20 protein-coding genes are annotated in these 23,117 nt (G+C 63.6%); 8 read left to right on the top strand and 12 right to left on the bottom strand.

Annotation, left to right across the window (positions count from 1 at the left end; genetic code table 11):
* Positions 1-213 precede the first annotated feature (213 nt).
* Entirely contained in the window at positions 214-639 is a 426-nt protein-coding gene (locus ABIE49_RS16690) for a YybH family protein (protein ID WP_192738342.1), read from the top strand.
* Positions 640-778: 139 nt separating this feature from the next.
* Here ABIE49_RS16690 and ABIE49_RS16685 read toward each other — a convergent pair whose 3' ends face one another.
* Positions 779-2,101 carry a TAXI family TRAP transporter solute-binding subunit gene (locus ABIE49_RS16685; RefSeq protein WP_192738341.1) on the bottom strand — a complete coding sequence of 441 codons (1,323 nt, stop codon included), beginning with the start codon at positions 2,099-2,101 and terminating at the stop codon, positions 779-781.
* Positions 2,102-2,205: 104 nt separating this feature from the next.
* Positions 2,206-2,802 carry a cysteine dioxygenase family protein gene (locus ABIE49_RS16680; RefSeq protein WP_192738340.1) on the bottom strand — a complete coding sequence of 199 codons (597 nt, stop codon included), beginning with the start codon at positions 2,800-2,802 and terminating at the stop codon, positions 2,206-2,208.
* 748 nt (positions 2,803-3,550) lie between these two features.
* Between ABIE49_RS16680 and ABIE49_RS16675 the strand changes: the two genes are divergently transcribed.
* The 4 genes from ABIE49_RS16675 to ABIE49_RS16660 all read left to right on the top strand — a co-directional run bounded on the left by ABIE49_RS16675 (position 3,551) and on the right by ABIE49_RS16660 (position 8,864).
* Complete coding sequence (locus ABIE49_RS16675; protein WP_192738339.1) at positions 3,551-4,969, top strand: M20 family metallopeptidase; 1,419 nt, start codon at positions 3,551-3,553, stop codon at positions 4,967-4,969.
* A 47-nt stretch (positions 4,970-5,016) separates the two neighbouring features.
* Complete coding sequence (locus ABIE49_RS16670) at positions 5,017-5,886, top strand: peptidyl-alpha-hydroxyglycine alpha-amidating lyase family protein (RefSeq protein WP_192738338.1); 870 nt, start codon at positions 5,017-5,019, stop codon at positions 5,884-5,886.
* 16 nt (positions 5,887-5,902) lie between these two features.
* Positions 5,903-7,501, top strand: a complete 1,599-nt coding sequence (locus ABIE49_RS16665; RefSeq protein WP_192738337.1) for a GMC family oxidoreductase — start codon at positions 5,903-5,905, stop codon at positions 7,499-7,501.
* 232 nt (positions 7,502-7,733) lie between these two features.
* Positions 7,734-8,864 carry a hypothetical protein gene (locus ABIE49_RS16660; protein WP_192738336.1) on the top strand — a complete coding sequence of 377 codons (1,131 nt, stop codon included), beginning with the start codon at positions 7,734-7,736 and terminating at the stop codon, positions 8,862-8,864.
* Between the two features lie 117 nt (positions 8,865-8,981).
* Here ABIE49_RS16660 and ABIE49_RS16655 read toward each other — a convergent pair whose 3' ends face one another.
* The 8 genes from ABIE49_RS16655 to ABIE49_RS16620 form a co-directional block, all read right to left on the bottom strand.
* Positions 8,982-9,482 carry a GrpB family protein gene (locus ABIE49_RS16655; RefSeq protein ID WP_192738335.1) on the bottom strand — a complete coding sequence of 167 codons (501 nt, stop codon included), beginning with the start codon at positions 9,480-9,482 and terminating at the stop codon, positions 8,982-8,984.
* Positions 9,483-9,595: 113 nt separating this feature from the next.
* The gene (locus tag ABIE49_RS16650; RefSeq protein WP_192738334.1) at positions 9,596-10,153 is read right to left on the bottom strand and encodes an HNH endonuclease; all 558 of its coding nucleotides are present in this window, start codon (positions 10,151-10,153) and stop codon (positions 9,596-9,598) included.
* A 216-nt stretch (positions 10,154-10,369) separates the two neighbouring features.
* Complete coding sequence (locus ABIE49_RS16645) at positions 10,370-11,338, bottom strand: peptidyl-alpha-hydroxyglycine alpha-amidating lyase family protein (RefSeq protein ID WP_192738333.1); 969 nt, start codon at positions 11,336-11,338, stop codon at positions 10,370-10,372.
* An 18-nt stretch (positions 11,339-11,356) separates the two neighbouring features.
* Positions 11,357-13,144 carry a flavin-containing monooxygenase gene (locus ABIE49_RS16640; protein ID WP_192738332.1) on the bottom strand — a complete coding sequence of 596 codons (1,788 nt, stop codon included), beginning with the start codon at positions 13,142-13,144 and terminating at the stop codon, positions 11,357-11,359.
* 106 nt (positions 13,145-13,250) lie between these two features.
* Positions 13,251-14,333 carry a DUF2855 family protein gene (locus ABIE49_RS16635; protein ID WP_192738331.1) on the bottom strand — a complete coding sequence of 361 codons (1,083 nt, stop codon included), beginning with the start codon at positions 14,331-14,333 and terminating at the stop codon, positions 13,251-13,253.
* Positions 14,334-14,448: 115 nt separating this feature from the next.
* Positions 14,449-15,975, bottom strand: a complete 1,527-nt coding sequence (locus ABIE49_RS16630; protein ID WP_192738330.1) for an acyl-CoA synthetase — start codon at positions 15,973-15,975, stop codon at positions 14,449-14,451.
* Positions 15,976-15,987: 12 nt separating this feature from the next.
* On the bottom strand, positions 15,988-17,181 hold the full coding sequence (locus tag ABIE49_RS16625) for an ABC transporter substrate-binding protein (protein WP_192738329.1): 1,194 nt from the start codon (positions 17,179-17,181) through the stop codon (positions 15,988-15,990).
* Between the two features lie 38 nt (positions 17,182-17,219).
* The gene (locus ABIE49_RS16620; RefSeq protein WP_192738328.1) at positions 17,220-18,194 is read right to left on the bottom strand and encodes an NAD(P)H-dependent flavin oxidoreductase; all 975 of its coding nucleotides are present in this window, start codon (positions 18,192-18,194) and stop codon (positions 17,220-17,222) included.
* A gap of 149 nt (positions 18,195-18,343) precedes the next feature.
* On the opposite strand from ABIE49_RS16620, the gene ABIE49_RS16615 reads away from it, so the two are divergent.
* The gene (locus tag ABIE49_RS16615) at positions 18,344-19,231 is read left to right on the top strand and encodes a LysR family transcriptional regulator (RefSeq protein WP_192738327.1); all 888 of its coding nucleotides are present in this window, start codon (positions 18,344-18,346) and stop codon (positions 19,229-19,231) included.
* Positions 19,232-19,233: 2 nt separating this feature from the next.
* On the opposite strand, the gene ABIE49_RS16610 is transcribed toward ABIE49_RS16615, so the two are convergent.
* A complete protein-coding gene (locus ABIE49_RS16610) occupies positions 19,234-19,881 on the bottom strand; it encodes a DNA-3-methyladenine glycosylase family protein (protein WP_192738326.1) in 648 nt (215 codons plus the stop codon).
* Between the two features lie 138 nt (positions 19,882-20,019).
* Between ABIE49_RS16610 and gluQRS the strand changes: the two genes are divergently transcribed.
* Positions 20,020-20,904, top strand: coding sequence for a tRNA glutamyl-Q(34) synthetase GluQRS (gluQRS, locus tag ABIE49_RS16605; RefSeq protein ID WP_192738325.1), 885 nt, complete (start codon positions 20,020-20,022; stop codon positions 20,902-20,904).
* 81 nt (positions 20,905-20,985) lie between these two features.
* Positions 20,986-22,236 carry an ATP-binding protein gene (locus tag ABIE49_RS16600; protein WP_192738324.1) on the top strand — a complete coding sequence of 417 codons (1,251 nt, stop codon included), beginning with the start codon at positions 20,986-20,988 and terminating at the stop codon, positions 22,234-22,236.
* Here ABIE49_RS16600 and ABIE49_RS16595 read toward each other — a convergent pair.
* Positions 22,172-23,023, bottom strand: coding sequence for a YihY/virulence factor BrkB family protein (locus ABIE49_RS16595; RefSeq protein ID WP_210337436.1), 852 nt, complete (start codon positions 23,021-23,023; stop codon positions 22,172-22,174). The genes ABIE49_RS16600 and ABIE49_RS16595 overlap by 65 nt on opposite strands.
* Between the last annotated feature and the right edge of the window lie 94 nt (positions 23,024-23,117).

The following is a 23,117-nucleotide window of genomic DNA, read 5'->3' as shown; positions in this document are numbered from 1 at the left end:
GTGAATTAAGTGGACACTGCGAGGCGCGGGCTTTCGTTCGTTTCCGCCGCTGTCTTGGGCGGCCGCGTCGCCCAGGGGTAACCCAATAGGGCGCGTCTCAGGGACATGCCCGGGCGGTAAAATTGCTGCCGATCGGCATGCACGCAGTATCGGAGCGGAGACCGTGATTACGCGAACCGACAGAGGAATTGCATTCAACAAATGGAGCTGACCATGAGCAGGATGGCACTGGTGATTGCATTCGTGCTGGCGTTGATCGGACCAGCGTCGGCACAGAAGGCGGAGATCGAGGCGACAAACGCCAAATGGATCGAATTCTTCAACAAGGCCGATTTCGCCGGGATCGCGTCATTCTACACCGCTGATGCCATCGCACTTCCGCCCGGTGCTGCGATGGTGCAGGGCCGAGCCGCGATCGAGGCAATGTGGAAAAGCATGGCCGAACAAGTTGGCGATCCGAAACTCACAGTCCTGGACGTCAAGCCGCTCGGCCCCTCTGCGGCACGCGAGATCGGGAATTTCAGCCTGAAGACCAAGGGCCCGACGCCACAGGAAGTGAGCGGGAAGTACGTTGTGGTTTGGGAAAAGGTCGGAAATGACTGGAAGATGGCGACCGATATCTGGAACGATGGCAAGTAGGCCTTCTCTTTGCGTTGCCCGGTGCACTCGCTGCTTGCGCACGTGTCGGCATGCAAAGCTGATACGCAGGCAAGACGGGAGCGAAGGGCAGCTCACACCGATGTTGCCAATCACTTGATCTCCCATGCCCGTGATTCGTTTAGGCCGCGGGGGCAACTATGGGTCTTTTCGCAATCAATGTGCGTCGGTCGTGAATCAAGTTCTCCAGCCGGTGGGCTGCCACGTTCAATGTGGCATCAACCACCGCGCTCTCGTCTCCACCAGCGGATTTGGCGCGCTCCGCCCTTAGAATGCCGTCGATTTCCTCTTCGATATCCGAAAGCTCAGCCTCCGTATCGACTTTCCGAATCCGACGCGCCAGAGCATAGAGAGAATCGAGCGGGCCCTCGGTTGCGCGGTTGCCGATGCTCAGGAATTTCCACGCCGCCGCAAGCATGGTGGCAAGGCCACCCAGTATCATCGGCGTCAAATAGATCCAGTTGCCGTATTCATCCATGAAGCTCTGCGTCGTGCTGTTATAGACGGCTGCCGCTCCAGGGTGCAGCGGAAGGTAGGCATCCTGGTCGGTGCTGGGCGCGGTGATCTGAGCGAAAATCGGCTGATCGCGCAGGAGAGTCCTGCGCGCGCTCATGATCGCCTGCGTGAGGCTGGTTACCAGATCGGTGCCGAGCTTCTTCTGCGCAACCAGGTATAGTGAGGTCCTCAAGGTCGTCAGGTCATCTTCCGGGACCGGCGGCGATCCCCGCAGCGTGCCCTTCGGGACATCGAAGCTTTCAAAGGCACGTTCGGTCTCTGCGATCGCTGCTGCGGACTCGATGGGGATCAGTACCGGGACCTTTTTATGCTCGAGCTGAAAAAATCCGCGAACGAGCGAGAGGTATTTTTCGGCGAGCGGGGTCGTGACGAGCAGGGCGCTGACCTGTTTTGACTGAATGGCCTGCCGTACATCCGTCAAAGCAAGGTTCTTGAACGCAACTTTCGCGCTTGCCAGGTTATATTCCTTGGTCAACGCATCGACAATTTTGGCGTTCACTGCTCCGCCGACCACGCCGACCGTGCGGCCCTTCAGGCTGCCAATGCTGTCGATGGACGATCCCGGCGGCGCAATGATCAGTACGACCATATGGCTGACGACGACGACGGCTTGCGCCTGCGACAAGTCGCCGACATCGCCGCGAACCACAGCGAGATCGACCTTGGTCGCGGAGAAAGCGGCGGCAGCCTCAAGCGCTGTGCCGCTGTCGATGACCTTGAGCCGGACCGGCGCGTTCGTTGAAACGAACTCGCTTGCGATGGCTGACATTGCCTTGGCAGCCTCGCCGTCGATCGAGCCAACCGCCACGGTCAGCGTTACCGGATGAGTGTAGTACCGATAGGCAAGGAGACCTGCGCCTGCCGCAAAGACGGCGACGCCGATAAGCAGGAAAAAGCGTAGCCAGAGCGGCAACTTTATCGACATCATGTCCGTCACTCCAGACGCGTCGGCCGATAGACATCGCTGTCCAGGCCCATTACCGCTCGGTTATGGCTCGGCAATCCAGGTCCGAAAGTGCCGGAAGCGGAACTCTAACTTATTCTTCGTTTGGTCAGGATCTGCGCCCGCGCGTGCGCGTCGTCGGCGACCCTGACCACGTAGGGGTTCTCAAGTTTGCGCTCTACATCAAACTCGGAGCGTCCAGTGTAGTTGATGTGCCGGCCGTAAGTGTGCAGCGACATCGAGATGCCTGTTCCTACGTTCCGGACGCTATGTATGTGTTCAGGATAACAACAAGCCGCGTCACCAGCGGTCATCACTTGTTCACCGCTGCGTGTCAGGTCGGCATAGCCGGGCTTACCACCGTCATCGCGCCGGTCGTAGTTGACCTCCTGTTCCTGGCCTTCGATACCGACCACCACGGCCCAGGTTTTGTGATTATGTGGGGTGGTGCCGCGGTCAGGCAGCCACGAGACCAGGAAAACGGCCAGATCGTGATTGGGCTCTTCATGGAGCAGGTGAACGCCGAAGCCTTGCTCGGCATCGCATTCACGATATTCGGGGCGGCGCAGTTCCGGCGATTGCGCAAATTCCCTGGCGAGCGGTACGACGAGGTCCGTGATTTCGACAGGATCAGAATGCCGAGCAGTAATCTCCCGCAGGTCGCGCACATACTGGTCGAGGGTCATTGCATCTACCTCCAGGGTTTCAAGGCGTTGCAATCCGGACGAAGTTTACGACGTTCGCTGCGAAACTCAATGTCCGCTACGGGTCCAAAAGCCGGCATCGTCGCGCGACGCCCTGTGTGGGATACCTCCGTGTTGCCCGACGGGCAAATCAGTTCCGGTTTTCAGAAATCGTGTCAAGCCCCGAAATAAAAAATATTCTGTTTTACAGAATGGAAAATCAGTTTATATGTGAGTCATCCCGTCCTACTCAGAAGGGCGTCGGCCGTCGTCACGGACGTTGGACGGGTTGCGGTGGACGCTGGTTTGCGCTGAGACGATGGCGCGGACGAGCGTACGGCAAAACCGTGTGGTCCTGGCACCCGTTGCAGGTGTCAAGCTGTCGGAGAAGCGCAAGCGGAAACGGCAGTGACGGAGTCAACCAAGAACTCGTCTCCGGGGAGAGCACGGCATAAGCCGTAAAGCCATTGCGCAGGGAAGGCCGGGTGTTCTCCGCTGCCCTGTATGCTCGTGTGCAGCATTTCTTGTGCAAACCGCACACGGGACCGCGGGTGCAGCGCGCACCCGGTCTTCCCTGCGCCCTCTCATTGGAGCGGGCAAGGAGCTTCCAGCAGGACTCGGGCGCATCGCGCCGCGAGATCGCAGGCGCATATTCATCGCGTCGGCCGCATGGCAGGTCACCCGCGCGGCGCTAGGCCGGGCCTGACGAAGCTGATACGATTTCATCCAACCAACGATCGGGGACCGTAGCATGGACAATCGCAGCGACATCTGGCGGGGCATTGACGTCATCAAGCCGCGCTTCATCGATTTGGCCGACAGGGTCTGGGCGATGCCCGAGGTCTGCTACACCGAGGCGCGCTCTGCCGCCGAACATCTGACTGAGCTGCGCCATCAGGGTTTCCGCATCACCGAGAATGTCGCCGATATTCCCACCGCCCTGATGGGCGAATGGGGCGAGGGCGGTCCCGTCATCGCCTTCCTTGGCGAATATGATGCGCTGCCCGGTCTCAGCCAGGAGGCGGGTGTCGCGGAACATCGCCCCATCGAGGCCGGCGGCCATGGCCATGGCTGCGGCCACAATCTGCTGGGTTCGGCGGCACTGCTCGCCGCCACCGCCGTGAAGGATTGGCTTGCCGCGAGCAAGATTCCGGGGCGCGTGCGCTATTACGGCTGCCCCGCCGAGGAGGGTGGTGCGGCGAAAACCTTCATGGTGCGCTCGGGCGCCTTCGATGATGCCGACATCGCCATCACCTGGCACCCCAACAGTTTCTGGGAAGTCGCGGTGACGCCATCGCTGGCCAACACCCGCGCCGATTTCATCTTCACCGGCCGTGCCTCTCACGCCGCGGTCTCGCCGCATCTCGGCCGCAGCGCGCTCGATGCGGTGGAGCTGATGAATGTCGGCGTCAACTACATGCGCGAGCACATGCCGAGCGAAGCCCGCGTCCACTACGCGCTGCTCGACACCGGCGGCATTGCCCCCAACGTGGTGCAGGCCCACGCCCGCGTGCGCTATTCGATCCGCGACCGCGATCTGCCCGGAATGAACGCGCTGGTGGGACGCGTTCACAAGATCGCGCAAGGCGCCGCGCTGATGACCGAAACAAGCGTGGAGATGCGGATCATTTCCGCCGTCTCCAATGTTCTGGACAACACCCCGCTCGAGCAAACCCTGCACCGCATCATGACGGACCTCGGCCCCCCGCATTTCGACGAGGCGGACAAGGAATTCGCCACAAAAATCCGCGCAACCCTGACCGACAAGGACATCGCCTCCGTCTATCATTCGATCGGCATGGATCCGACCGACCGGCCGCTGGCTGATTTCATCGTGCCGCTGGATGCCAAGCGCAACCCGCAGATCGGCTCGACCGATGTCGGCGATGTCAGCTGGGTGGTCCCGACCGTTCAGGTCCACGCTCCCACGGTTGCGATCGGAACGCCGTTTCACACCTGGCAGATCGTCGCCCAGGGCAAGAGCCCGCATGCCCACAAGGCCATGGTGCAGGCCGCCAAGGCGATGGCCGCGCTCGGCGTCCAGGCGCTGGGCGAGCCGGAACTGATCGCAGCCGCGAAAGCCGACCTCAAGAAGCGCACCGCCCGCACGCCCTATGTCTGTCCGTTACCGGATAATGTCGCGCCGCCGCTGGATATGTCGTTGGGTTGAGCGGGCCTGACCTGGCGAGCGAACGTTTCGCATGAGGGGCGGCGCGAATGGAATTCCCACCACTTCCCTACGTCGCTGTTGCCGAATCGTTCAAGCTGCCGCCGGGCATGAATTTTCGCGGCACGTCGGGCGTTGCCTTCAATTCCAAAGGCAACATCTTCGTCATTCATCGCGGGCTGATGCCGCTGATGGAATTCGATCCCGACGGCCATTTCATCCGCGGGTTCGGCGAGGGCATGTTCGAACGCTCGCACGGCCTGCGGATCGACGCGCAGGATAACATCTGGGCAACCGACGTCGCGGCGAACCTGGTCTACAAGTTCAATCCGTCCGGTCGGCTGGAAATGGTGCTCGGCGTCAAGGGCCACACCGGCGAGTGGCATCCGTTCGGGCACCTGCGGCTGTTCCACGAACCGAACGAGGCCGTGGTCGGTCCGAGCGGCGACATCTTCGTGCTGCAGGGGCACGGCAAGGGCACGTCGTGCGTGATCAAGTTCGATCCTGACGGCAACTTCATCAAAAGCTGGGGCAGCAACGGCAAGGGGCCGGGCGAATTCGATCTGCCGCACTCCCTGGTATTCGACGCGCAAGGGCTGCTCTACATCGCCGACCGCAAGAACGAGCGCATCCAGGTGTTCGACGCCGACGGCAATTACATCCGCTGCTCGCAGCATCCCGGCGCGCCTTGCGGGCTGTTCATGGGCGACGATCAGCACATCTGGCTGGCGGCCGGTCACACCGGCCAGATCATGAAGCTCGATCTGAACGGCAAGGTGGTGGGGATGATATCAGGCGCTGGGCAGGGCAAAACGCCCGGTAAGTATGGTGAAGCCCATTACATCGCGGTGAGCCCGCGCGACGAGATCTTCGTCGCCGATACGCTGAACTGGCGCATCCAGAAATACGTGAGGGAATAACTGCCGGTGACCGCGCATGACTGACCAGGAGTACGACACGATCATCATCGGCGGCGGCTCTGCCGGCGCCACGCTGGCCGCGCGCCTCAGCGAGGACCCCGCCCATCGCGTGCTGCTGCTCGAGGCCGGGCAGGACCTGCGCACATCTGATACACCGGAGCACATCCAGATCCCGAACCCGATGCGCGCCATCGGCGATGACAATTTCCGCTGGCCCAGGCTCTTGGCAAGGCGAACCGAGCGGCAGGCGCCGCGCCTGCTGTGGCGCGGGCGCGCCATGGGCGGCAGTTCCACGATCAACGGCCAGATCGCCATCCGCGCGGTGCCCGACGATCTCGACCGCTGGGAAGCCAGCGGCTGTGAGGGATGGGGCTGGGACGCGATGCTGCCCTGGTTCTGCAAGCTCGAGACCGACAAGAATTTTCCGGACGCGGCCTATCACGGCGATCGCGGCCCGATCCCGGTGTACCGCGCGCCGGTGCCGGATTGGGGAAATGTGGACCGGGCGCTGCGCCAGTCCGCGCTTGGCCTCGGCTATGGCTGGTGCGACGACCACAACGCGCCTGATGGCACCGGTGTCTCGCCCTACGCCATCAACAGCGAGGCCGGACGCCGCGTCTCCACCAATGACGGCTATCTGGAGCCGGCGCGCGGCCGCGAGAATCTGCGGATCGTCGGCGATGCCCTGGTCGAAGGAATCGAATTCGAAGGCAACCGGCTCCACGCCCGCGCGGTCCGGGTCCACATCGGTGGCAAATCATATGCACCCGCGGCCAAGCATGAGGTGATCCTCTGCGCCGGTGCCATTCACTCGCCGGCGATTCTGCAGCGCTCCGGCATCGGTCCTGCGGCATTGCTGGAAGGGTTGGGCATCCCTGTTCTGGCCGACCTACCGGTCGGCGAAACCCTGCTCGACCATCCGATCATGGATGCGCTGCTGCATCTGCGCGAGCACGGTCAGGTCAACACGCTGATGCACCGCCACACCAATTGCTGCCTGCGCTACAGCTCCGGCCTCGCAGGCGCCGGTGAGAACGACATGATCATGATCGCCGGCAACCTCGCCCGCGACGTCAATCAGACGGCCAGCACCGCGCGCGGCCGCATCGCGGTGTCGGTCTATCAGGCGTTCAGCCAGGGCCACGTCCGCATCACCACGACAGACCCGACCATCGATCCGGCGGTGGAGGAGCGCATGCTGTCCGATCGCAGCGATCTCATTCGTATGCGCGACGGCGTGCGCCGCCTGCGCGAGATCTGCCTGCAGCCCGCCATCACCGACATCGCCCACCGCGTCGAGTATGGCGCGACCGGACGCTCGATGGACGAGGCGCTCAGCGAAGCCGAACTCGACGACTGGCTGTTCACCGAGTGCAGCGACGCCCAGCACGCCAGCGGCACTTGCCGCATGGGCGCGCCTGACGACCCGCGCTCGGTAGTTGATCCCGAATGCCGCGTGATCGGCTGCACCGGCCTCCGCGTCATCGACGCCTCCATCATGCCCGAAGTCCCGCGCGCCAACACCCACCTGACGACGGTGGCGATCGCCGAGCGAATGGCGGACAGGTTGAGGGCGGAAGGTGAGGAAGACCGACGCAAGCCGGGCGTCAGGTGAACTGCCGGCAGGATGCATTCCCGGGTTGCGCATCGGCAGAAAACTGGCTATTGGGACGGCTCCGCAACGCCATCGATGGAGGCGACCATGTTTACGTCTGCGCGCTTCCCGGGTTCGATACGCGATATTTGACGCGCTTCCCGGGATTCAAACCCCGGGTGAAATATTCAAATCCTCAACGCGATCGAATCTTCGCTGCGGACCTCTGAGTCCGAGCTGCGGAATTGTTGTCATGACTTCGAATCTGTTGCTGGCCCCTCGCCGGGAGGCCGCGCGCTCCGACCTGCTTGAACGTCGGCTCCGGAGATATCATCCCCGGTTCCAGGCAGAGGTGCGTGTTCTGGCAATGGGGCACTCGCGCATTGCGGACCTTGCCGCGAGCTTTCCCGCGCTTCTCTTCGCGCTGGCCGTCCCGCGGCCCGGGCTCGATCCCGCGCCGGCGCTCGCGCACGTCGTCGATGGCCTCGGTCTAGCTGAGGCGGCGGTGGCGGCCGATGTGCCGATGTGGCTGCGAAAGGTGCCGCCGGAGGCGCTCACGCGTCCGATCGGGAGATTGCCTGACGGCGAGCTGTTTCGCCGGCAGATCGCGAACCATTTTCCGCGCTCGCCCAAACTCGCCCCGATTTGGCTGCAGGTCGTGGCTGATGTTGCCGATCTCGCGCATGAGGCGGCGGCGGTGTGGATCGCGCGCGAGCTTGTCCGCGAGCAGCGGCGTGTGAATCCGGCCCGCTTGCGGCTGATCAGTCTCTGGTCATGGTTTTCCAGCCAGCCGGCAACGTACGGGCACGGTTTGATCGGCAAGCCGTGGACGCCGGACATGCGCATCGGTCCGGCCCTTGCAGCTGCAGACGACTGGCGAATGCTCATCGCATTGCAAGTGAATCTCGGTCGCCTGCCGATCAGCGACATGTGGCTCCGGACCGGTCGCGTGGCCGGCTATGATTTCCTGCCCTTGGACACCATCGTCGCTATCGCCGAAGAAGCGGACGCCATGCGGAATTGCCTGCACACCTATGGCTACAACCTGGCGCATAATCGCTCGCGGCTCTGGAGCGTTCGGCGCGACGGGGAGCGCGTTGCCACGCTGCGCGTTGCTTCGCGTTATCGCGATCCGCTGCCGAATATCGTCGAGCTCAAAGCCGCTGGGAACGCAGAGGTGCCGCGTGAGCTATGGTGGGCGGCGCGCCAATGGCTGCACATGCATGACCTGTCGCAGGTCGAAATGGGGCGGCGTGACTGGGGCACGGCGCCGCTCGACCGCGCCGCTTGGCAATCGCTCTGGCGACCATATTGGATCGCGAAGCGCCGTATCCCGGAATTCCTACCGATGACACCATCGCGCAGCGCACTTGAAGCGTTATGAATTCGAACGCGAAATTGCCGGTTGCCCGCCGAATCGCAATGGTTCCTTGGCCCGAACGGAGCGTGCATGCGCGGACGTGCCGGCCACCAGTCGGCCAGGTGCGCGAGCCGGGGCTTCTCACTCGAGGCCGGCGAGAAGGGAGTTGATGAACGGCGCCTTGTCCGCAAGATACTGGTGAATGCCGTCGGCATTTTCCCGTTCGAGGGCGAGCTTCAATTCCTGATACCTCAACCGATCGGCCGGATGCCCGCGAAGATGGTCCCGGAATTTAAGCATTCGCGCGATCGTCGGATAGCCTTCGCGGCAAACGTGGAGCTTGTGCGTGCGGACGCCGCCGACATCCCGCTTGAAGAAATGGTGGTCTGGCGAAAGGTCGCCGCCGCGCCGGTAGCCAAGCGCTTCAAACGTTCGGGTCCACTCCTCGGGAACGTTGCCGGATGTGACCACGGCCAGGATGTCGATCTCAGGTTTCGCCGCCAATCCCGGCACGGCTGTGCTGCCGACGTGATGGATCCCCTGCAATGCCGATCCGAAGGTCGGAGACAATCGCTCGGCTTCCTCCGCATACCGTTGCGGCCACTCAGGATCGTAGGGCGTGATCGAACTCGTAAGGGGCATGGGAAAGCCCGGCCGCGGCGCACCCGCTTGTCTCAGATGGAATTATCGGAAACTCAAAGCAGGAGCGGCGAAAACGTGACACTATGATTCCCACGATAACAGCGTCCCCGGAACTACGGATCGAGCTCGGTATCCCAATAAAGATAATCCAGCCAGCTATCGTGCAGATAGTTCGGCGGGAACAGGCGGCCGTTGCGGTGCAGTTGGTGCACGGTCGGGGCGAACGGGTGCTGCCGCGGGAACATCCGGGCCTGCTGCGGCGTCAGATTGCCCTTACGCAGATTGCACGGCGAACAGGCCGCGACGACGTTCTCCCAGGTGGTCTGGCCGCCCTTGCTGCGCGGGATGATGTGATCGAAGGTGAGGTCGTCATGCGCCAGGCAATATTGGCAGCAGAAGCGATCGCGCAGGAAGACGTTGAACCGGGTGAAGGCAGGATGCGTGGTCGGCTTGACGAAGGATTTCAGCGACACCACGCTCGGCAGCTGGATCTCGAAGCTCGGGCTGTGCACCGCGCGGTCGTAATGCTCGACGATGTTGACGCGGTCGAGGAACACCGCCTTGATCGCGTCCTGCCACGACCAGAGAGACAGCGGGTAGTAACTCAGCGGCCGGAAATCCGCATTCAGCACGAGTACCGGCCAACCGCCTTGCGAGACGTGTGCGTTCAAGAAACGCTCCTGACTCCCATGTTAGCTGCGAAGCAGCATGCGCCCTGCATACTACAGGCAGCGTGACGGGATTGTGAAGAGCGTTCCGGGCCTTATCCAGCATGAGCCGCCCACGAATCGCCACGATTCCGCGGGCCTCCAAAGCGCCTCCACGGGCGGGCATCCGCGGTCAATCCATCGTGATCGGGTGTGCCGAGCCCCGAGCCGCGCGGCCGGCTAAACCTTCTCCAGCTTCTGCAGGCAGCGGCCGATGCCGACCTCCGATGGCATCGGCGTGTCCGGAAAGCTGGTCTTCCAGTTGGTGACGCCGACTTCGCCGACATAGATGTCGCCTCTGGAATCCAGCGCCAAGCCGTGGGGCGCGAGGAATTTGCCGGTCTCGATCCCCGGGCCGTCCTCGCCGCCGAGCCGGGCGATCCGCCGGCCTTTGGCGTCGACGATGGAGAGCCGCGGCCCGAGATTCGGTACGTTCAGGTTGACGGGCATGCCGGGGCCGAGCTCGCCGACGATGAAATGCGGCTGCTTGCCGCCGCAGCAATGCAGTGCGCAGGGCCGGTGCAAATTATTCCACTGGGTCTCGTATTTGCCGTTGCCGTCGAACACCTGCACGCGGTGGTTCTCGCGGTCGGCGACATAGACGAAGCCGTCTACGTCGGTTGCGATGTTGTGGACGATGTTGAACTGGCCGGGATCGGAGCCCGGCTCGCCCCAGGTCTTCAGCAGCTTGCCGTCGGGCGTGTATTTGTGGACGCAGGCATTGCCGTAACCGTCCGAGACGTAAATCTCACCCTTCGGCGACAGTGCCGTATGGGTGCAGCGGTGGAACGGCTCGCCGCTCATATACGGTTTTGGCCGGTTCGGGATGCCGATCGTCAGCAGCACCTTGCCGTCGACCGAGCACTTGCGCACGGTGTGGTCGCCGTCATCGGTGCAGTAGAGATTGTCGTCGGCGTCGATGTGCAGCCCATGGGCGCGGTTGAACAGGCCTTCGCCCCAACTCCTGAGGAAATTCCCCTCACGGTCCAGCACCACCATCGGATGGGCGCCGCGGTTGAAGACGTAGATGCGGTCGCGGCTGTCGACCGCGACGGAAGCGACGTCGGTCAGGCTCCAGCCATCGGGCAGCTTCGCCCAGTTCTCCACCACGCGATAGCGGTGTTCGCCCGAGCCGAGAATGGACGGCATGTTTATTCCCCCATGATGTTAGCTGTGATTCACGCGACGGCCGCCGCCGGCTTCGCGCCGCAGCAACCCTTCCTCGATCGCCTTGATCTGCAGCGCCAGATGCTTCGAGCCGATGCGGCATTGCGCGAGGCCGCCGGCGATGAACCACAGGCCGGGCTGGCCGGTGCGGGTGTACATGTTGCGCAGTTCCTGGCCGTCGCCAAAGCCCCAGATGGTGCCGACGCGGTTCATGACGGCTTCGCCGAACAATAGCCGCACCAGCTCTTCCTGCCGCTTGTAGCCGGTCGCCAGCACGACGAGATCGGCGGTGATGGTCTCACCACTCTTCATCTTCGCGCCATCGGCGACAAAGCCCTCGACATCGGCGAATTGCTTCAGAGCGATATCGCCTTTGACGATCAAATCGGAGCAGCCGACGTTGAAGTAATAACCGCCGCCTCGGGTGAGGTATTTGAACTGCCAGCCGGTATTGTCCTCGCCGAAATCGAGTTTGAAGCCCGCGCGCGCCAGCCCCTCCAGCAGCTCCTTGTCGAGCTCCTTCGATTTCTCCGTGGTCAGCGCATGGCTCCGCCGCGCCACCTTCAGCGGCATCGAGGTCGCGATCAGGTCGTTGTCCTCGAGCGTGCCCTCATTGTAGGGCGCGTACACCAGCTGCGCCGAGGGTTCGATGCTGACGACCAGCGTCGATGAGCGCTGAAACAGCGTCACCTCAGCGCCGCTCGAATGCAGGTCCTGCGCGATGTCGTGGCCGCTGTTGCCGGTGCCGATCACGATCGCGCGTTTGCCCTTCCAGTTCTCGCCGTCGTCGTACTGGCTGGAATGCATCACAGTGCCGCGAAAATCCTTCAGGCCGGCAATGTCGGGCCGGCTCGGGATACCGCTGACGCCGGTCGCCAGCACCACGTGGCGCGGATGCATGGTGCGCGTGGTGCCGTCGGCGCAGCGCAGCGTCACGGTCCAGCGCTGCTCCTTCTCGTCGTAGCTGCCGCCCTCGAATTCGGTCTCGGTCCAGAAGTTCAGCTCCATCGCCTCGACATAGGCCTCGAACCAGTTGGCGAGCTTGTCCTTGGGGATATAAGTCGGCCAGTTCGGCGGGAACAGCATGTAGGGAAGGTGGTTGACCTGCACCTGGTTGTGCAGCGTCAGAGCGTGGTAGCGCTTGCGCCAATTGTCGCCGATGCGCTTCTCGCGATCGACGATCAGCGTATCGACATTCAATTGCTTCAGCCGCGCCGCGATCGAGAGGCCGGATTGTCCGCCGCCGATCACGAGCACGGCCGGATCGTGTTCGGCATAGCCGGCGGAAGCCTTGCGCAGATCGAGCCAGTTGGGGCCGCGGAAATCGCGCGAATAGGCGTTGCCGCGTGGCCGGGCGACGCCGATCTGCTCTTCAAAGCCCTTGAGTTCGCCGAGCTCGGTCAGCAGCGTCCAGGCCTTCAGGACATTGGCGGCATCCGGGATCAGGCGGATGATGCCGCTGCCGCGTCCGACCCTGGTCTCGAATCTGAAGATCGCCTCGATTGCGTTGGTGCCGGCGCGCGTCACCTTGCGCGGCGCGGCGCGGTTGGGATCGACCGCAAATCCAACAGGGCCGGCGGCCGGCGCGTGAAGCGCGAGCTCTTTCAGGATCGCGTCCGCGCCGTTGACGGTCTGGATGCTCCAGCTCAACGCCAGCACGTCGCGCCAGTGGCTGTCGGCATGAAACAGCGTCTTCAGCAAGCCGCTATCGGATTTCGCCAGCGCCTCCTCGAACTGCGCGAGCCAGTTGTCGGCGGCTACCGAAATGTCGTCCGTCCTGTCGAGCATGCGCGTTTCTCGTCACCGGCCGTCTGTGCGGCGTTTTCCCTGTTCCTGCGAGCCTATACCCATTTGGGAGACTGCAGGAAGGGCGTGAGGAGATAGCGGACATTCGCTAAAGAGCGAGGATATGCCCTTGGTCCGGCGGCACGCGGCCGTTGAGGGTGTCGAGATAGACCTGTTGCACCGCCGCCGGCCCGCGGCCTTCGGTCACGGTGAGCCATTGATCGAGTTTCGGCGCGAAGCCCGCCCATGCCGCACCAAAGCGCATATCGACGCCGCCCGGTCCCCATTCCCTGGCGCGCTTGCGGATATGGTCCGGCGCAAAGAACCAGCTCGGCTTGGCGCCCGGCAATTCCGGCTCTTCGGGCGAGGTGCTGCGGTGGGTGAGGCCGACGCGTCCGGAATATTTCATCTGGCCGCCGAAGTGCCGGTGCAGGCGCTCGCGCAGATCGCTGTTGCCGGCCATGTCGACATAGGCGACCGGCGAATCCGCAGGAAGCGATGTTACCGCGTCGTAGGTCACGACCTCGTCGTAGCAGCCGAGCGATTTGACGAATGCCACGTTCGGAGCCGAGGTCAGCCCGATCACCTTGATCCCGTCACGCCGGTGCAAGAGATGCGCGAGGCCGTACGCGGTCTTGCTCGAGGCCGACGACAGCATCACGCGGCGCGCGCCATAGAAATCATTTTCGGCGAGAAAGTCGTCGACCAGGAACGACAGCATGAACAGCGGCCGAAGCAGCGCCTGATAGTCGCCCTGCTTGCCGGTGAACGCCGGATCGCCGCTGACGCGGGCATAGGCGTTGTAGACCGGCGCTGCGACTTGCCGATGCGCGGCGCCGTCGCGCAAACCCCGTTTGGTGACGTCGGCGGCCTCGATCACGAGATGCGTCGCCATCGGGAAATAGCCGAACAGGGTTTCGCCCACGGCAACGTTCGGATGCTTCGAGGCGATCACCTCGCCAAAACCCCACACCGGAATATTTCCAAAATCCTTTGGCGCCGGAAACAGCTGCCAGTACTTCAACGCATCGCCCATCACCGCATAGGTGATGTTATTGGCGGTGAAGGCAAAGCGCGTCACTTTCACCAGCAGCGCGTCGGCCGGCAACGCGGCGGCCTCAGGCGGTTGCGTTTCGATCGATTTGCATTGCTGCAGATCGTTGCGGGAGACGATGAAGTCGGTGGCGTTCATTTGCTCGATCCCTGCTTGTGATGTGCGGTGATCTTTGCGCCATCCGATGAACGTTTTGCAACAGCAATGCTGTTTAAAACGCCGTTCGTTTCAAACGCCGTTTGCATGCGCGCCTTCACGCGATGGCGCGCAGACGGCCCTCGGCATGGAGATCCCTGAGCTTGCGCTTAAATATCTTGCCGGTGGCTTCGCGCGGCATCGCGTCCATGAACTGGATGTCCTTTGGCACCTTGAAATTGGCGAGGCGGGTGCGCAGGAATTCCTGCACCGCCGCCGGCGACAGCGCGGCATTGGTGTCGGGCTCGATACAGGCAAACAGCCGCTCGCCGAATTCGTCGTCGGGAATGCCGAACACAGCGCAGTCGCGCACGCCCTCCATTCCGATCAGCGCATTCTCGATTTCGGCGGGATAGATGTTGACGCCGCCCGAGATCACCATGTCGCGTTTGCGATCGCACAGGAACAGATAACCGTCCTCGTCGAGATAGCCGACGTCTCCGACGCTGACGAGGCCGTCGCGCCCGGCCTCGGCGCGCGCCTCGGCCTTGCCGTGGTAGTCGAAATCCGGCACCGAGACCTGCCGCATGAAGATTTCGCCGGGCTCGTTGACGCCGCACAGTTCGCCGTCGGGCCGGAAGATTTTGACGACGCCGCCCTCGATCGCGCGGCCGACGGTGCCGGGTTTGGCTAACGCCTCCTCGGCCGAGTGCCACACCGGGATTCCAGTTTCAGTCGAGCCGAAATATTCGTTGATGACCGGTCCCCACCAGTCGATCATGGCGCGCTTGACCTGCGGCGGGCACGGGGCCGCGCCGTGGACGATGAAGCGCAGCGACGACAGATCGTAACGCTGCTTCACCTCGTCCGGCAGCCGCAGCAGCCGCACGAACATCGTCGGCACCATGTGCATGTGGGTGACGCGATGGCGTGTGATCAGTTGCAGCATGTCCTCTGGATCGAAGCGCGGTTCGAGCACGATCGTGCAGCCGCTGCGAAACGCCAGCATGCCGTAGGAGCTTGGCGCCGAATGGTACATCGGGCCGTTCATCAGGACGACCTGATCGTCATCGGCCTTGATGCCGTAGGCGATGGTGCCGACACGCGCCGAGGCCGCTTGCTGTTCCGGCTTCATCGGCTTGCGCCGCACGCCCTTGGGCAGGCCCGTGGTGCCTGACGTATAGAACATCGGCGCGCTGCCGATCGGCGGCTCGGGCAATGGCGCATGGGTGTCACGCCAGACGTCCCAGTCGGTCATGCCGTCAGGGATTTGCGTCAGCGCGGGGGAAACATTGAACGCCGCAGCGATCTCCGGCGGGGTGGTCACGATCAACAGCTTGATATGAGCCGATAGCCCGTCCCTGATCTGCGGCAACAGGTCCGCGTGGCAGACCAGAATCTCGGCGCCGCTGTCGGCCAGGATGTATGCGACTTCCTCGGCCTTCAAATGCCAGTTGATCGGCACCACCGGGCTGCCGAGCGCCGCGGCTGCGCCGGTAACCTCGAACAACGCAAAATCATTGCGCAGCATCATGGCGACCGGCGTGCCGCCGCGAAGGCCGAGGCTTCGAAATCCCGTCGCCGCGCGTGCGATGCGGTCATGGATCTGGGGGTAGCTGATGGTCCGCTCGCCGCCGATGATCACCTTGCGTGCTCCTTATCGGTCGTCCAGAATTTCGCCGAAACCGACCCAGCTCTTGCCGTCGAACCGCCGCAGCCGCAACTGCTGGAACGGCAGATAATCCTCGGCATCGGTGGACACCGTAATATCAGGCAACAGCAGCGGCAGCGAAACCTGGCGCAGCGAGGCCGCCTGCCGCATGATGTTCTCGCGGCTCAAATCGTCCTTGCACGCCGCCAGCACCTTCGTCATCAGGTTGGCATAATGGTAGCCCGCCGCGTAGTTCGAATTGTTGAGGTCGGCGTTGGGCAGATACTGCTTCATGAACGCGAAATACTCTTTCACGCCGGCATCATTGGCCCATTGCGCGTCCATCGTGTCCTTCTGATTGCTCGACGAGATCAACCCGGCCGCGTTTTCCAGTCCGCCGGGCTCCAGGAACGAGATCGATGACGCCGATGTCGGCACGAACAACAGGTCCGGCTTCCAGTTCAGTTCGGCGACGCCCTTGATCATCTGGGAGGTAAACTTCCCGAGCACAACGCCGAACATCACATTGGCGCCGGAGGCCTTCAGCGTCGCGAGCTGCGAAGCGATGGTCGGCGCACTGGTCTCATAGCTCGCCTCGGAGACGATCATGGTCGCGGCCTTGTCTCCGAGCGCGCGCTTGAAACCCGCGACATAGTCGCGGCCGAAATCGTCGTTTTGCGCCAGGATGGCGATCTTCGCGTCCGGCTTGGTCTGCAATATGTACTTGGCATAGACGACGCCCTCGGACTGATAGGTCGCCATGCCCGGCATGGTCCACGGGTAATGCTTCGGGTCGGCCCATTTGGTGGCGCCGCTCAGCACGAACAGCTGCGGCACTTTCTTCGAGTTGAGGTAGCGATGCACCGCGTTGTTGGTCGCGGTGCCCAGCGAGCCGAACATGACCAGCACTTCCTCCTGCTCGACCAGCTTTCGGGTCTGCTCGACGGTCTTGGGCGGCGAGTAGGCATCGTCGAGGGTGATGAGCTTGACCTTGCGGCCGTTGATGCCGCCGTCCGCGTTGACCTTCTCGAAATAGGCCTCCTGCGCCCGGCCGATAACGCCGAAGCCGGATACCGGGCCGCTATAGGGCAGCGTCTGGCCGATGCGGATTTCGCCCTTGTCGTTGGCGGCGACGGCTGCGGTCGCCAACAATGCGAACACAATGCTCAATGCAGTGCGCAATACGCTCATCGTTCCCATCCCTTGTTGATTTGTTATTGAAGCCGAGCGCGCGCCGCTTAAGCGCGCGCCCTTCTCAGAAAGTCGCTGCCGGCGTCGTCGAACTCTGCCTTCAGGCGCTGTACCAGTTCGGCGACCGGCGGCGCATCATTGATCTGGCCGATACCCTGGCCTGAGCCCCAGATGTCGCGCCAGGCCTTGGACTTGGTGTTGCCGCCGGAGCCGAAGTTCATCTTGGTCTTGTCGGCGACTGGCAGATTGTCGGGATCGAGGCCCGCGGCCACGATCGAGGGGCCGAGATAATTGCCGTGCACGCCGGTGAACAGGTTCGAATAGACGATGTCGTGGGCGGCGTGCTCGGTCAGCGCCTTCTTGTAGGCGAGGTCGGCATTGGCCTCTTCGGTGGCGATGAAGCGCGTGCCCATGTAGGCAAGGTCGGCGCCGAGCGCGAGTGCGGAGGCAATGCTCCAGCCGTCGGAGATCGCGCCCGACAGCAGGATGGTGCCCTTGAACCATTGCTTGACCTCGCGCAGCAGCGCGAACGGCGACAGCGTGCCGGCATGCCCGCCGGCGCCGGCGCAAACCAGAATGAGCCCGTCGACGCCCTGTTCGGCGGCCTTGCGCGCATGCTTGACGTTGATGACGTCGTGGAACACGACGCCGCCATAGGAATGCGCGGCTTCGACGATCTCCTGTGGCGGCCGCAGCGAGGTGATGATGATCGGAACCTGGTGCTTGACGCAGGTCTCCATGTCTTTCATCAGCCGGTCGTTGGAGGCGTGGCAGATCTGGTTGACCGCATAGGGCGCGACCTTCTTGCCGGGGTGCAGCGCCTTGTACTCGCCGAGTTCATTCTTGATCCGGCTCAGCCATTCGTCGAGTTTTTCGACCGGCCGCGCGTTCAGCGCCGGAAACGATCCGACGATCCCGGCCTTGCACTGGGCGATCACAAGCTCCGGCCCCGACACGATGAAGAGCGGCGAGCCGACCACCGGCAGTTCAAGCGAATTGGCAAGCGACGGGGGCAACGGCATTCAATCCTCCCTTTGGGTTTCGAGCCGGCGAGCGGTTCCGCTCCAGCCGGCTTGGTTATGCGCTGCATTATAGGGCTGGACGGGTCGTCTCCGACGTTCAATATTGAACAGCTGACCATTCAGTAATGAACATCTGGGCCTGATCGCCAATGGACTGGGACCTGTGCAAGACCTTTGTCGCGGTGGCCGAAACCCGTAGCTTCGCCGCGGCGGCGCGCCAGCTTCGTTCCAGCCATCCGACGGTCGGCCGCAAGATCGCCGAACTGGAGGGCCAGCTCGGCATACCCCTGTTCGCGCGCTCCAACGAAGGCCTGTCGCTGACCTCGCAGGGCCGCAAATTCCGCGAGCATGTCGATGCCATGGCGGCGGCCGCGCTGCGCGCCGAGGCCGCGGTGTCGGCGACCGGTGCGGACGCCCGCGGCGTGGTCAAGCTGTCGATTGGCGCGACCTTTGCCTCGCACTGGCTGATGCCGCGGCTGGGCCCGTTTCTGCGGGCGCACGACCACATCCAGATCGAGATCATCACACATCCGTTTCCGGCCAGCGTGCGCCGCCGCAAGGCTGATGTCGTGCTGCGTCCGGTGGACAGCGGCGAGGAGAATTTGATCGGCCGCAGGATCGGCCGGCTCGGCACCGGCTTCTACGCCTCGCGTGCCTATGCGGCAGGGCGGCGGCTGCCCGAGCGGCGCGACGAGTGGAAGGGGCACAGCGTGATCGGCTTTGCCGACCGGGCCTCCAACGAACGGCTGGCGCGCTGGAGCGATCTCATCACCCGGCAGGGAACGGTGGTGCTGCGCTGTTCGTCGCAGGGCGACATGCTGGCCGCGGCGAAGGCCGGCCTCGGAATCTCGGCGCTGTCATGCTTCGTCGCCGCTGAAGATCCCGATCTGGTGCGGGTTGCCCCGCAAAAGCTCGTCAGCGTGGCCGATCTCTTTCTGCTGGCGCATCCGGATCTCGTCGAACTCCCCGCGGTGCGCGCGGTGATCGATTTCGTCACGTCATGCGCGCGCGAAGACCGGGTCAGGCTGCGCGGCTAAGCCTATTTCGCGATCACGCCCTCGCGCTTCTTCACTACGCGATAATAGCTCCACCACAGATGCGCCGCGGCGCCGCGCAGGGGGCGCCACGGTTCGGCCAGCGGCGCCATCTGTTTGGCGGTTGGGCGCGTTGGCAGGCCGAGCCCGACCTTGATTGCTTCCTGGATCGCGATATCGCCGGCCGGCCAGGCGTCGCCATGGCCGAGGCAGAACAGCAGGTAGACGTCGGCGGTCCACGGTCCGATGCCATGCAGCGCGGTCAACGTATGGTGTGCGGCATCGGCGTCCTCTTCCGCCAGCACGTCGAGGTTCAACCGCTCCGCGGCCAGTTCGCGCGCGATGTTCTTCAGCGTCTTGATCTTGGCCGCCGAAAGGCCGAGCCGTCCGAGGCGCTCGGCGCGCGCCTTGCGGATGGGTTCGGGATCGAACGGATCGAACGCGGCGGTGAGGCGTCCCCAGATCGCCCCGGCGCTGGCGGTGGAGAGCTGCTGGCCGCACACGATATGCGCCAGCCCGGCAAAGCCCGGCTCGCGCTGGCGCAGCGCCGGCATGCCCGTGAGTTCGAGAATCGGTTTGAGCCGCTTGTCCTGTACGACGAGGGCCGCAATCGCGTCTTCGAGGTCGGCCTGGGAGTTGAGGTGAATGGTCATGTGGAAGGTCAATCAACTTGCAGAGCTTGTCATGCGCGGGCTTGACCCGCGCATCCATCTCCTATCGTAACAGAGCAAGCATGATTTCAACTTGATGGATTGCCGGGTCAAGCCCGGCAATGACGATGAGTGTTGAGAATGCCGTCACCTGTGTTCCGATTTGCGCCAAGCCCCAATGGCTACCTCCATGTCGGCCACGCTTTTTCGGCGCTGTTGAATTTCGAGCTGGCGCGCGAGAGCGGTGGAAGATTCCTGCTGCGCATCGAGGATATCGACGCGACGCGGTGCCGGCCGGAATTCGAGGCCGCGATCTATCAAGACCTCGAATGGCTCGGCATTGGCTGGGAGGCGCCGGTGCGGCGGCAATCCGAACATCTTTCCGACTTTCGCGAAGCGGTAGAAAAACTGTCGGGCCGCGGCCTGATCTATCCCGCCTTCGAGAGCCGCGCGGAAATCGCCCGTCTGGTGGCCGAACGGGAAGCCGCCGCGAAAGCCGGAGCGTCCTGGCCGCGTGATCCCGATGGCGCGCCGCTCTATCCGGGCGCCGCGAAGTCGTTTTCCGCGCCGGTGCGGCGGCAATTGATCGACCAGGGCCTGCCTTACGCATTGCGGCTCGATATGGCGGCGGCCATGGCACAAGCGCCCGATCTCGCCTGGATCGAACACGGCGAGGGCGCTGGCGGCGAAACCGGCCTCGTGGCCGCCCGGCCGGAAGCCTGGGGCGACGTCATCCTGGCGCGCAAGGAGACGCCGACCAGCTATCATCTGTCAGTCGTGATCGACGACGCCCTGCAGGGCGTCACCGACGTGGTGCGCGGCCAGGACCTTTTCTGGTCGACCAGCGTGCACCGGCTGCTGCAATCGCTGCTCGGTATTCCGCAACCGGCCTACCGGCATCACCGGCTGGTCCTCGACGACGCCGGACAGAAACTGTCGAAGTCGACCAAGGCCACCGCCTTGCGCGAATTGCGTGGGCAGGGCGCCACGCCGGCCCACATCCGCCGTCTGGTAGGACTTCCGTAATTCTGCTGAGGGTTGCCAAAAAGGCCATCGTGACTCCGGCTGCCGTGGCATGCCATGATGCAAGCTGGGGCAAGGCGGACCATGGCGGCATCACCGCGTTCACGGCGTACAACGCGGCTGACCAAAAAACAGCCGAAGAAGAAGCGCGTATCGCGCGTTGGCGCGAAGAAACGCGGTTCGCGGAAAGCGGCAGCCGGGCCCGGCGTGGTCGAAGTGGCATTGGCGGCCTTTGCCCACGAGGTGCGCACGCCGCTGACCGGCATTCTGGCGATCAGCAATCTCCTGGCGACATCCGACCTCGACGAGCGCGAACGGCGCTGGGTCGACACCATCAAGGCCGGCGCGGAACATCTGGCGAGCCTTGCGACCTTGTTCGTCGATGCCGCGCGCAGCAGCGGTCCCGGGCTCACCGTGCGCCACGATTTCTTCGATCTGCGCACGCTGGCGCGCAACGCCGGCGATTCGCTGACGGGGCGGGCCGCGGCGAAGGGTCTGCAGTCGTCGGTCGAGATTTCCGAAAAGCTGCCGGCATTCGCCGTCGGCGATCCCGTACGGCTGCGGGCGGCGCTGGAGAACCTGATCGACAATGCGGTGAAATTCACCGAACAGGGCAGCGTCACGCTTGTCGTGTCGCCGCTGCGCGCGCCCAAGGGCAAAATCGGCGTCGCCTTTGCGGTTTCCGACAGCGGCATCGGCCTCACGCTCAGCGAGATCAAGCGCCTTTTCCGCCCGTTCTCGCAGGCCAATGTCTCTATCGCCTCAAAGTTCGGCGGCACCGGGCTTGGGTTGTCGTCGGTCAGGCAACTCGCGCGCGCCATGGGCGGCGACATCGTGGTGACGCAACGGCGCGGCGGCGGCACCATTTTCACGCTCAGCGTCGTGATGTCGCCGGCCAAGGGCCCGATTACGATCATGACCGGGGCCGACGGCGAGCCGTCGACCGCGGCGCTGCGGTCCTTGCGCCTGCTCAGCGTCGAGGACAATCCGTTCGGCCGCGTCGTGCTGAACGCCATCCTGACCGAACTCGGCCACCAGACCGAGTTCATCGGCCAGGGCGAGGCTGCGCCGGAGCGGATTGTGCAGGGCAGTTTCGACGCGGTGCTGATGGATATGGTGCTGCCGGGCATCGACGGCATCGAGGCTATCAGGCGCATTCGGGCGCTCGCTCCGCCGCTCGGCCGCATCGCCATCATCTGCGTGTCGGGGCGCGGCGAGGACGAGGTGGCCTCGCGCGCTGCGGGGGCCGACGCCTTCCTGGTCAAGCCTGTCAGTCCACGTGCGCTAGCGACTGCGCTGCTTGAAGCGACACGCCGCGCGGCAGCCGCGACTTGATGATCGCTGCGTTGAGTTCGCCGCCGTAAACGAAGATCGCGGCGATGAAATACAGGAACACCAGCGCGATGATGACGGATGCCAGTCCCGCATACATCGTCACGTAGTTGCCGGCGAAGCGCGTCAGATACTGGCCGAACACGATGCCGGACAGCAGCGACGCAACCAAAGTGAAGATAATACCGGGCAGGATCTGCAGAAAGCTCCGGCGGCCCGCCGGCAGCCACGCGTGCAGGATGAAGAGGGCTATGATCAGCGCGCCGATGGTGACGCTGTAACGGGTGACGTTGAGGAAGTGCTCGTTGGTCTCGACGAAGAAGGGAATGTGGCGCCGCGCCGCTTCCAGCATCAACGGAAACAGCACGATCAGGAACGCCATCGCCAGCGCGGTGAAGGCGGCGACCAGCGTGTAGCCGATCGATTCCAGCCGCAGCCAGTACCAGCTTCGCGGCTCGATCACCGAATAGGCGCGGTTCAGCGCCACCCGCAGCGCCTCGACGCCGTTCGAGGCGAAGTACACCGCCAGCACCGCGCCGATGGTCAGCAAGTCACCGCGGGTCGTGGTCAGCACGTCGTGAATTTCGCCTGAAAGCGAATCGGCGACCTGCTGCGGCCACACCTGCAACAGCAGTTCAACAGACTGGTCGGCAAGTTCCTTGGAGCCGACAAAAGCGGCCAGCGAGGTCAGCACGATCAGGAACGGAAACAGCGCCATCAGCGTCGACAGCGCGATATGGCTGGCGATCGCCCAGCCGTCATCGGCGAGGAACGTATAAAATGCATCCATCACGACGTGATAGACGTACTTGACCTGCCTCACATGCCACCCTGGCCTTGCGATTGACGGTTCGATCGGAACATCACCCTAGCTTCTGATATTA

Origin of the sequence: Bradyrhizobium sp. OAE829, from assembly GCF_040546575.1 — a bacterium.
GTDB lineage: Bacteria > Pseudomonadota > Alphaproteobacteria > Rhizobiales > Xanthobacteraceae > Bradyrhizobium.
This window is presented reverse-complemented; position numbering and strand designations above follow the sequence as displayed.

What these genes read in the sequence shown, in the direction of transcription:
- ABIE49_RS16610 (WP_192738326.1), bottom strand. Translation starts at nt 19,881, where the DNA reads ATGACCATTCACCTCAACTCCCAGGCCGACCTCGAAGACGCGATTGCG.
- ABIE49_RS16595 (WP_210337436.1), bottom strand. Translation starts at nt 23,023, where the DNA reads ATGGATGCATTTTATACGTTCCTCGCCGATGACGGCTGGGCGATCGCC.
- ABIE49_RS16640 (WP_192738332.1), bottom strand. Translation starts at nt 13,144, where the DNA reads ATGCTCGACAGGACGGACGACATTTCGGTAGCCGCCGACAACTGGCTC.
- ABIE49_RS16635 (WP_192738331.1), bottom strand. Translation starts at nt 14,333, where the DNA reads ATGAACGCCACCGACTTCATCGTCTCCCGCAACGATCTGCAGCAATGC.
- ABIE49_RS16655 (WP_192738335.1), bottom strand. Translation starts at nt 9,482, where the DNA reads ATGCCCCTTACGAGTTCGATCACGCCCTACGATCCTGAGTGGCCGCAA.
- ABIE49_RS16600 (WP_192738324.1), top strand. Translation starts at nt 20,986, where the DNA reads ATGGCGGCATCACCGCGTTCACGGCGTACAACGCGGCTGACCAAAAAA.
- ABIE49_RS16620 (WP_192738328.1), bottom strand. Translation starts at nt 18,194, where the DNA reads ATGCCGTTGCCCCCGTCGCTTGCCAATTCGCTTGAACTGCCGGTGGTC.
- ABIE49_RS16615 (WP_192738327.1), top strand. Translation starts at nt 18,344, where the DNA reads ATGGACTGGGACCTGTGCAAGACCTTTGTCGCGGTGGCCGAAACCCGT.
- ABIE49_RS16670 (WP_192738338.1), top strand. Translation starts at nt 5,017, where the DNA reads ATGGAATTCCCACCACTTCCCTACGTCGCTGTTGCCGAATCGTTCAAG.
- ABIE49_RS16680 (WP_192738340.1), bottom strand. Translation starts at nt 2,802, where the DNA reads ATGACCCTCGACCAGTATGTGCGCGACCTGCGGGAGATTACTGCTCGG.
- ABIE49_RS16625 (WP_192738329.1), bottom strand. Translation starts at nt 17,181, where the DNA reads ATGGGAACGATGAGCGTATTGCGCACTGCATTGAGCATTGTGTTCGCA.
- ABIE49_RS16660 (WP_192738336.1), top strand. Translation starts at nt 7,734, where the DNA reads ATGACTTCGAATCTGTTGCTGGCCCCTCGCCGGGAGGCCGCGCGCTCC.
- gluQRS (WP_192738325.1), top strand. Translation starts at nt 20,020, where the DNA reads ATGCCGTCACCTGTGTTCCGATTTGCGCCAAGCCCCAATGGCTACCTC.
- ABIE49_RS16665 (WP_192738337.1), top strand. Translation starts at nt 5,903, where the DNA reads ATGACTGACCAGGAGTACGACACGATCATCATCGGCGGCGGCTCTGCC.
- ABIE49_RS16685 (WP_192738341.1), bottom strand. Translation starts at nt 2,101, where the DNA reads ATGATGTCGATAAAGTTGCCGCTCTGGCTACGCTTTTTCCTGCTTATC.
- ABIE49_RS16675 (WP_192738339.1), top strand. Translation starts at nt 3,551, where the DNA reads ATGGACAATCGCAGCGACATCTGGCGGGGCATTGACGTCATCAAGCCG.
- ABIE49_RS16690 (WP_192738342.1), top strand. Translation starts at nt 214, where the DNA reads ATGAGCAGGATGGCACTGGTGATTGCATTCGTGCTGGCGTTGATCGGA.
- ABIE49_RS16645 (WP_192738333.1), bottom strand. Translation starts at nt 11,338, where the DNA reads ATGCCGTCCATTCTCGGCTCGGGCGAACACCGCTATCGCGTGGTGGAG.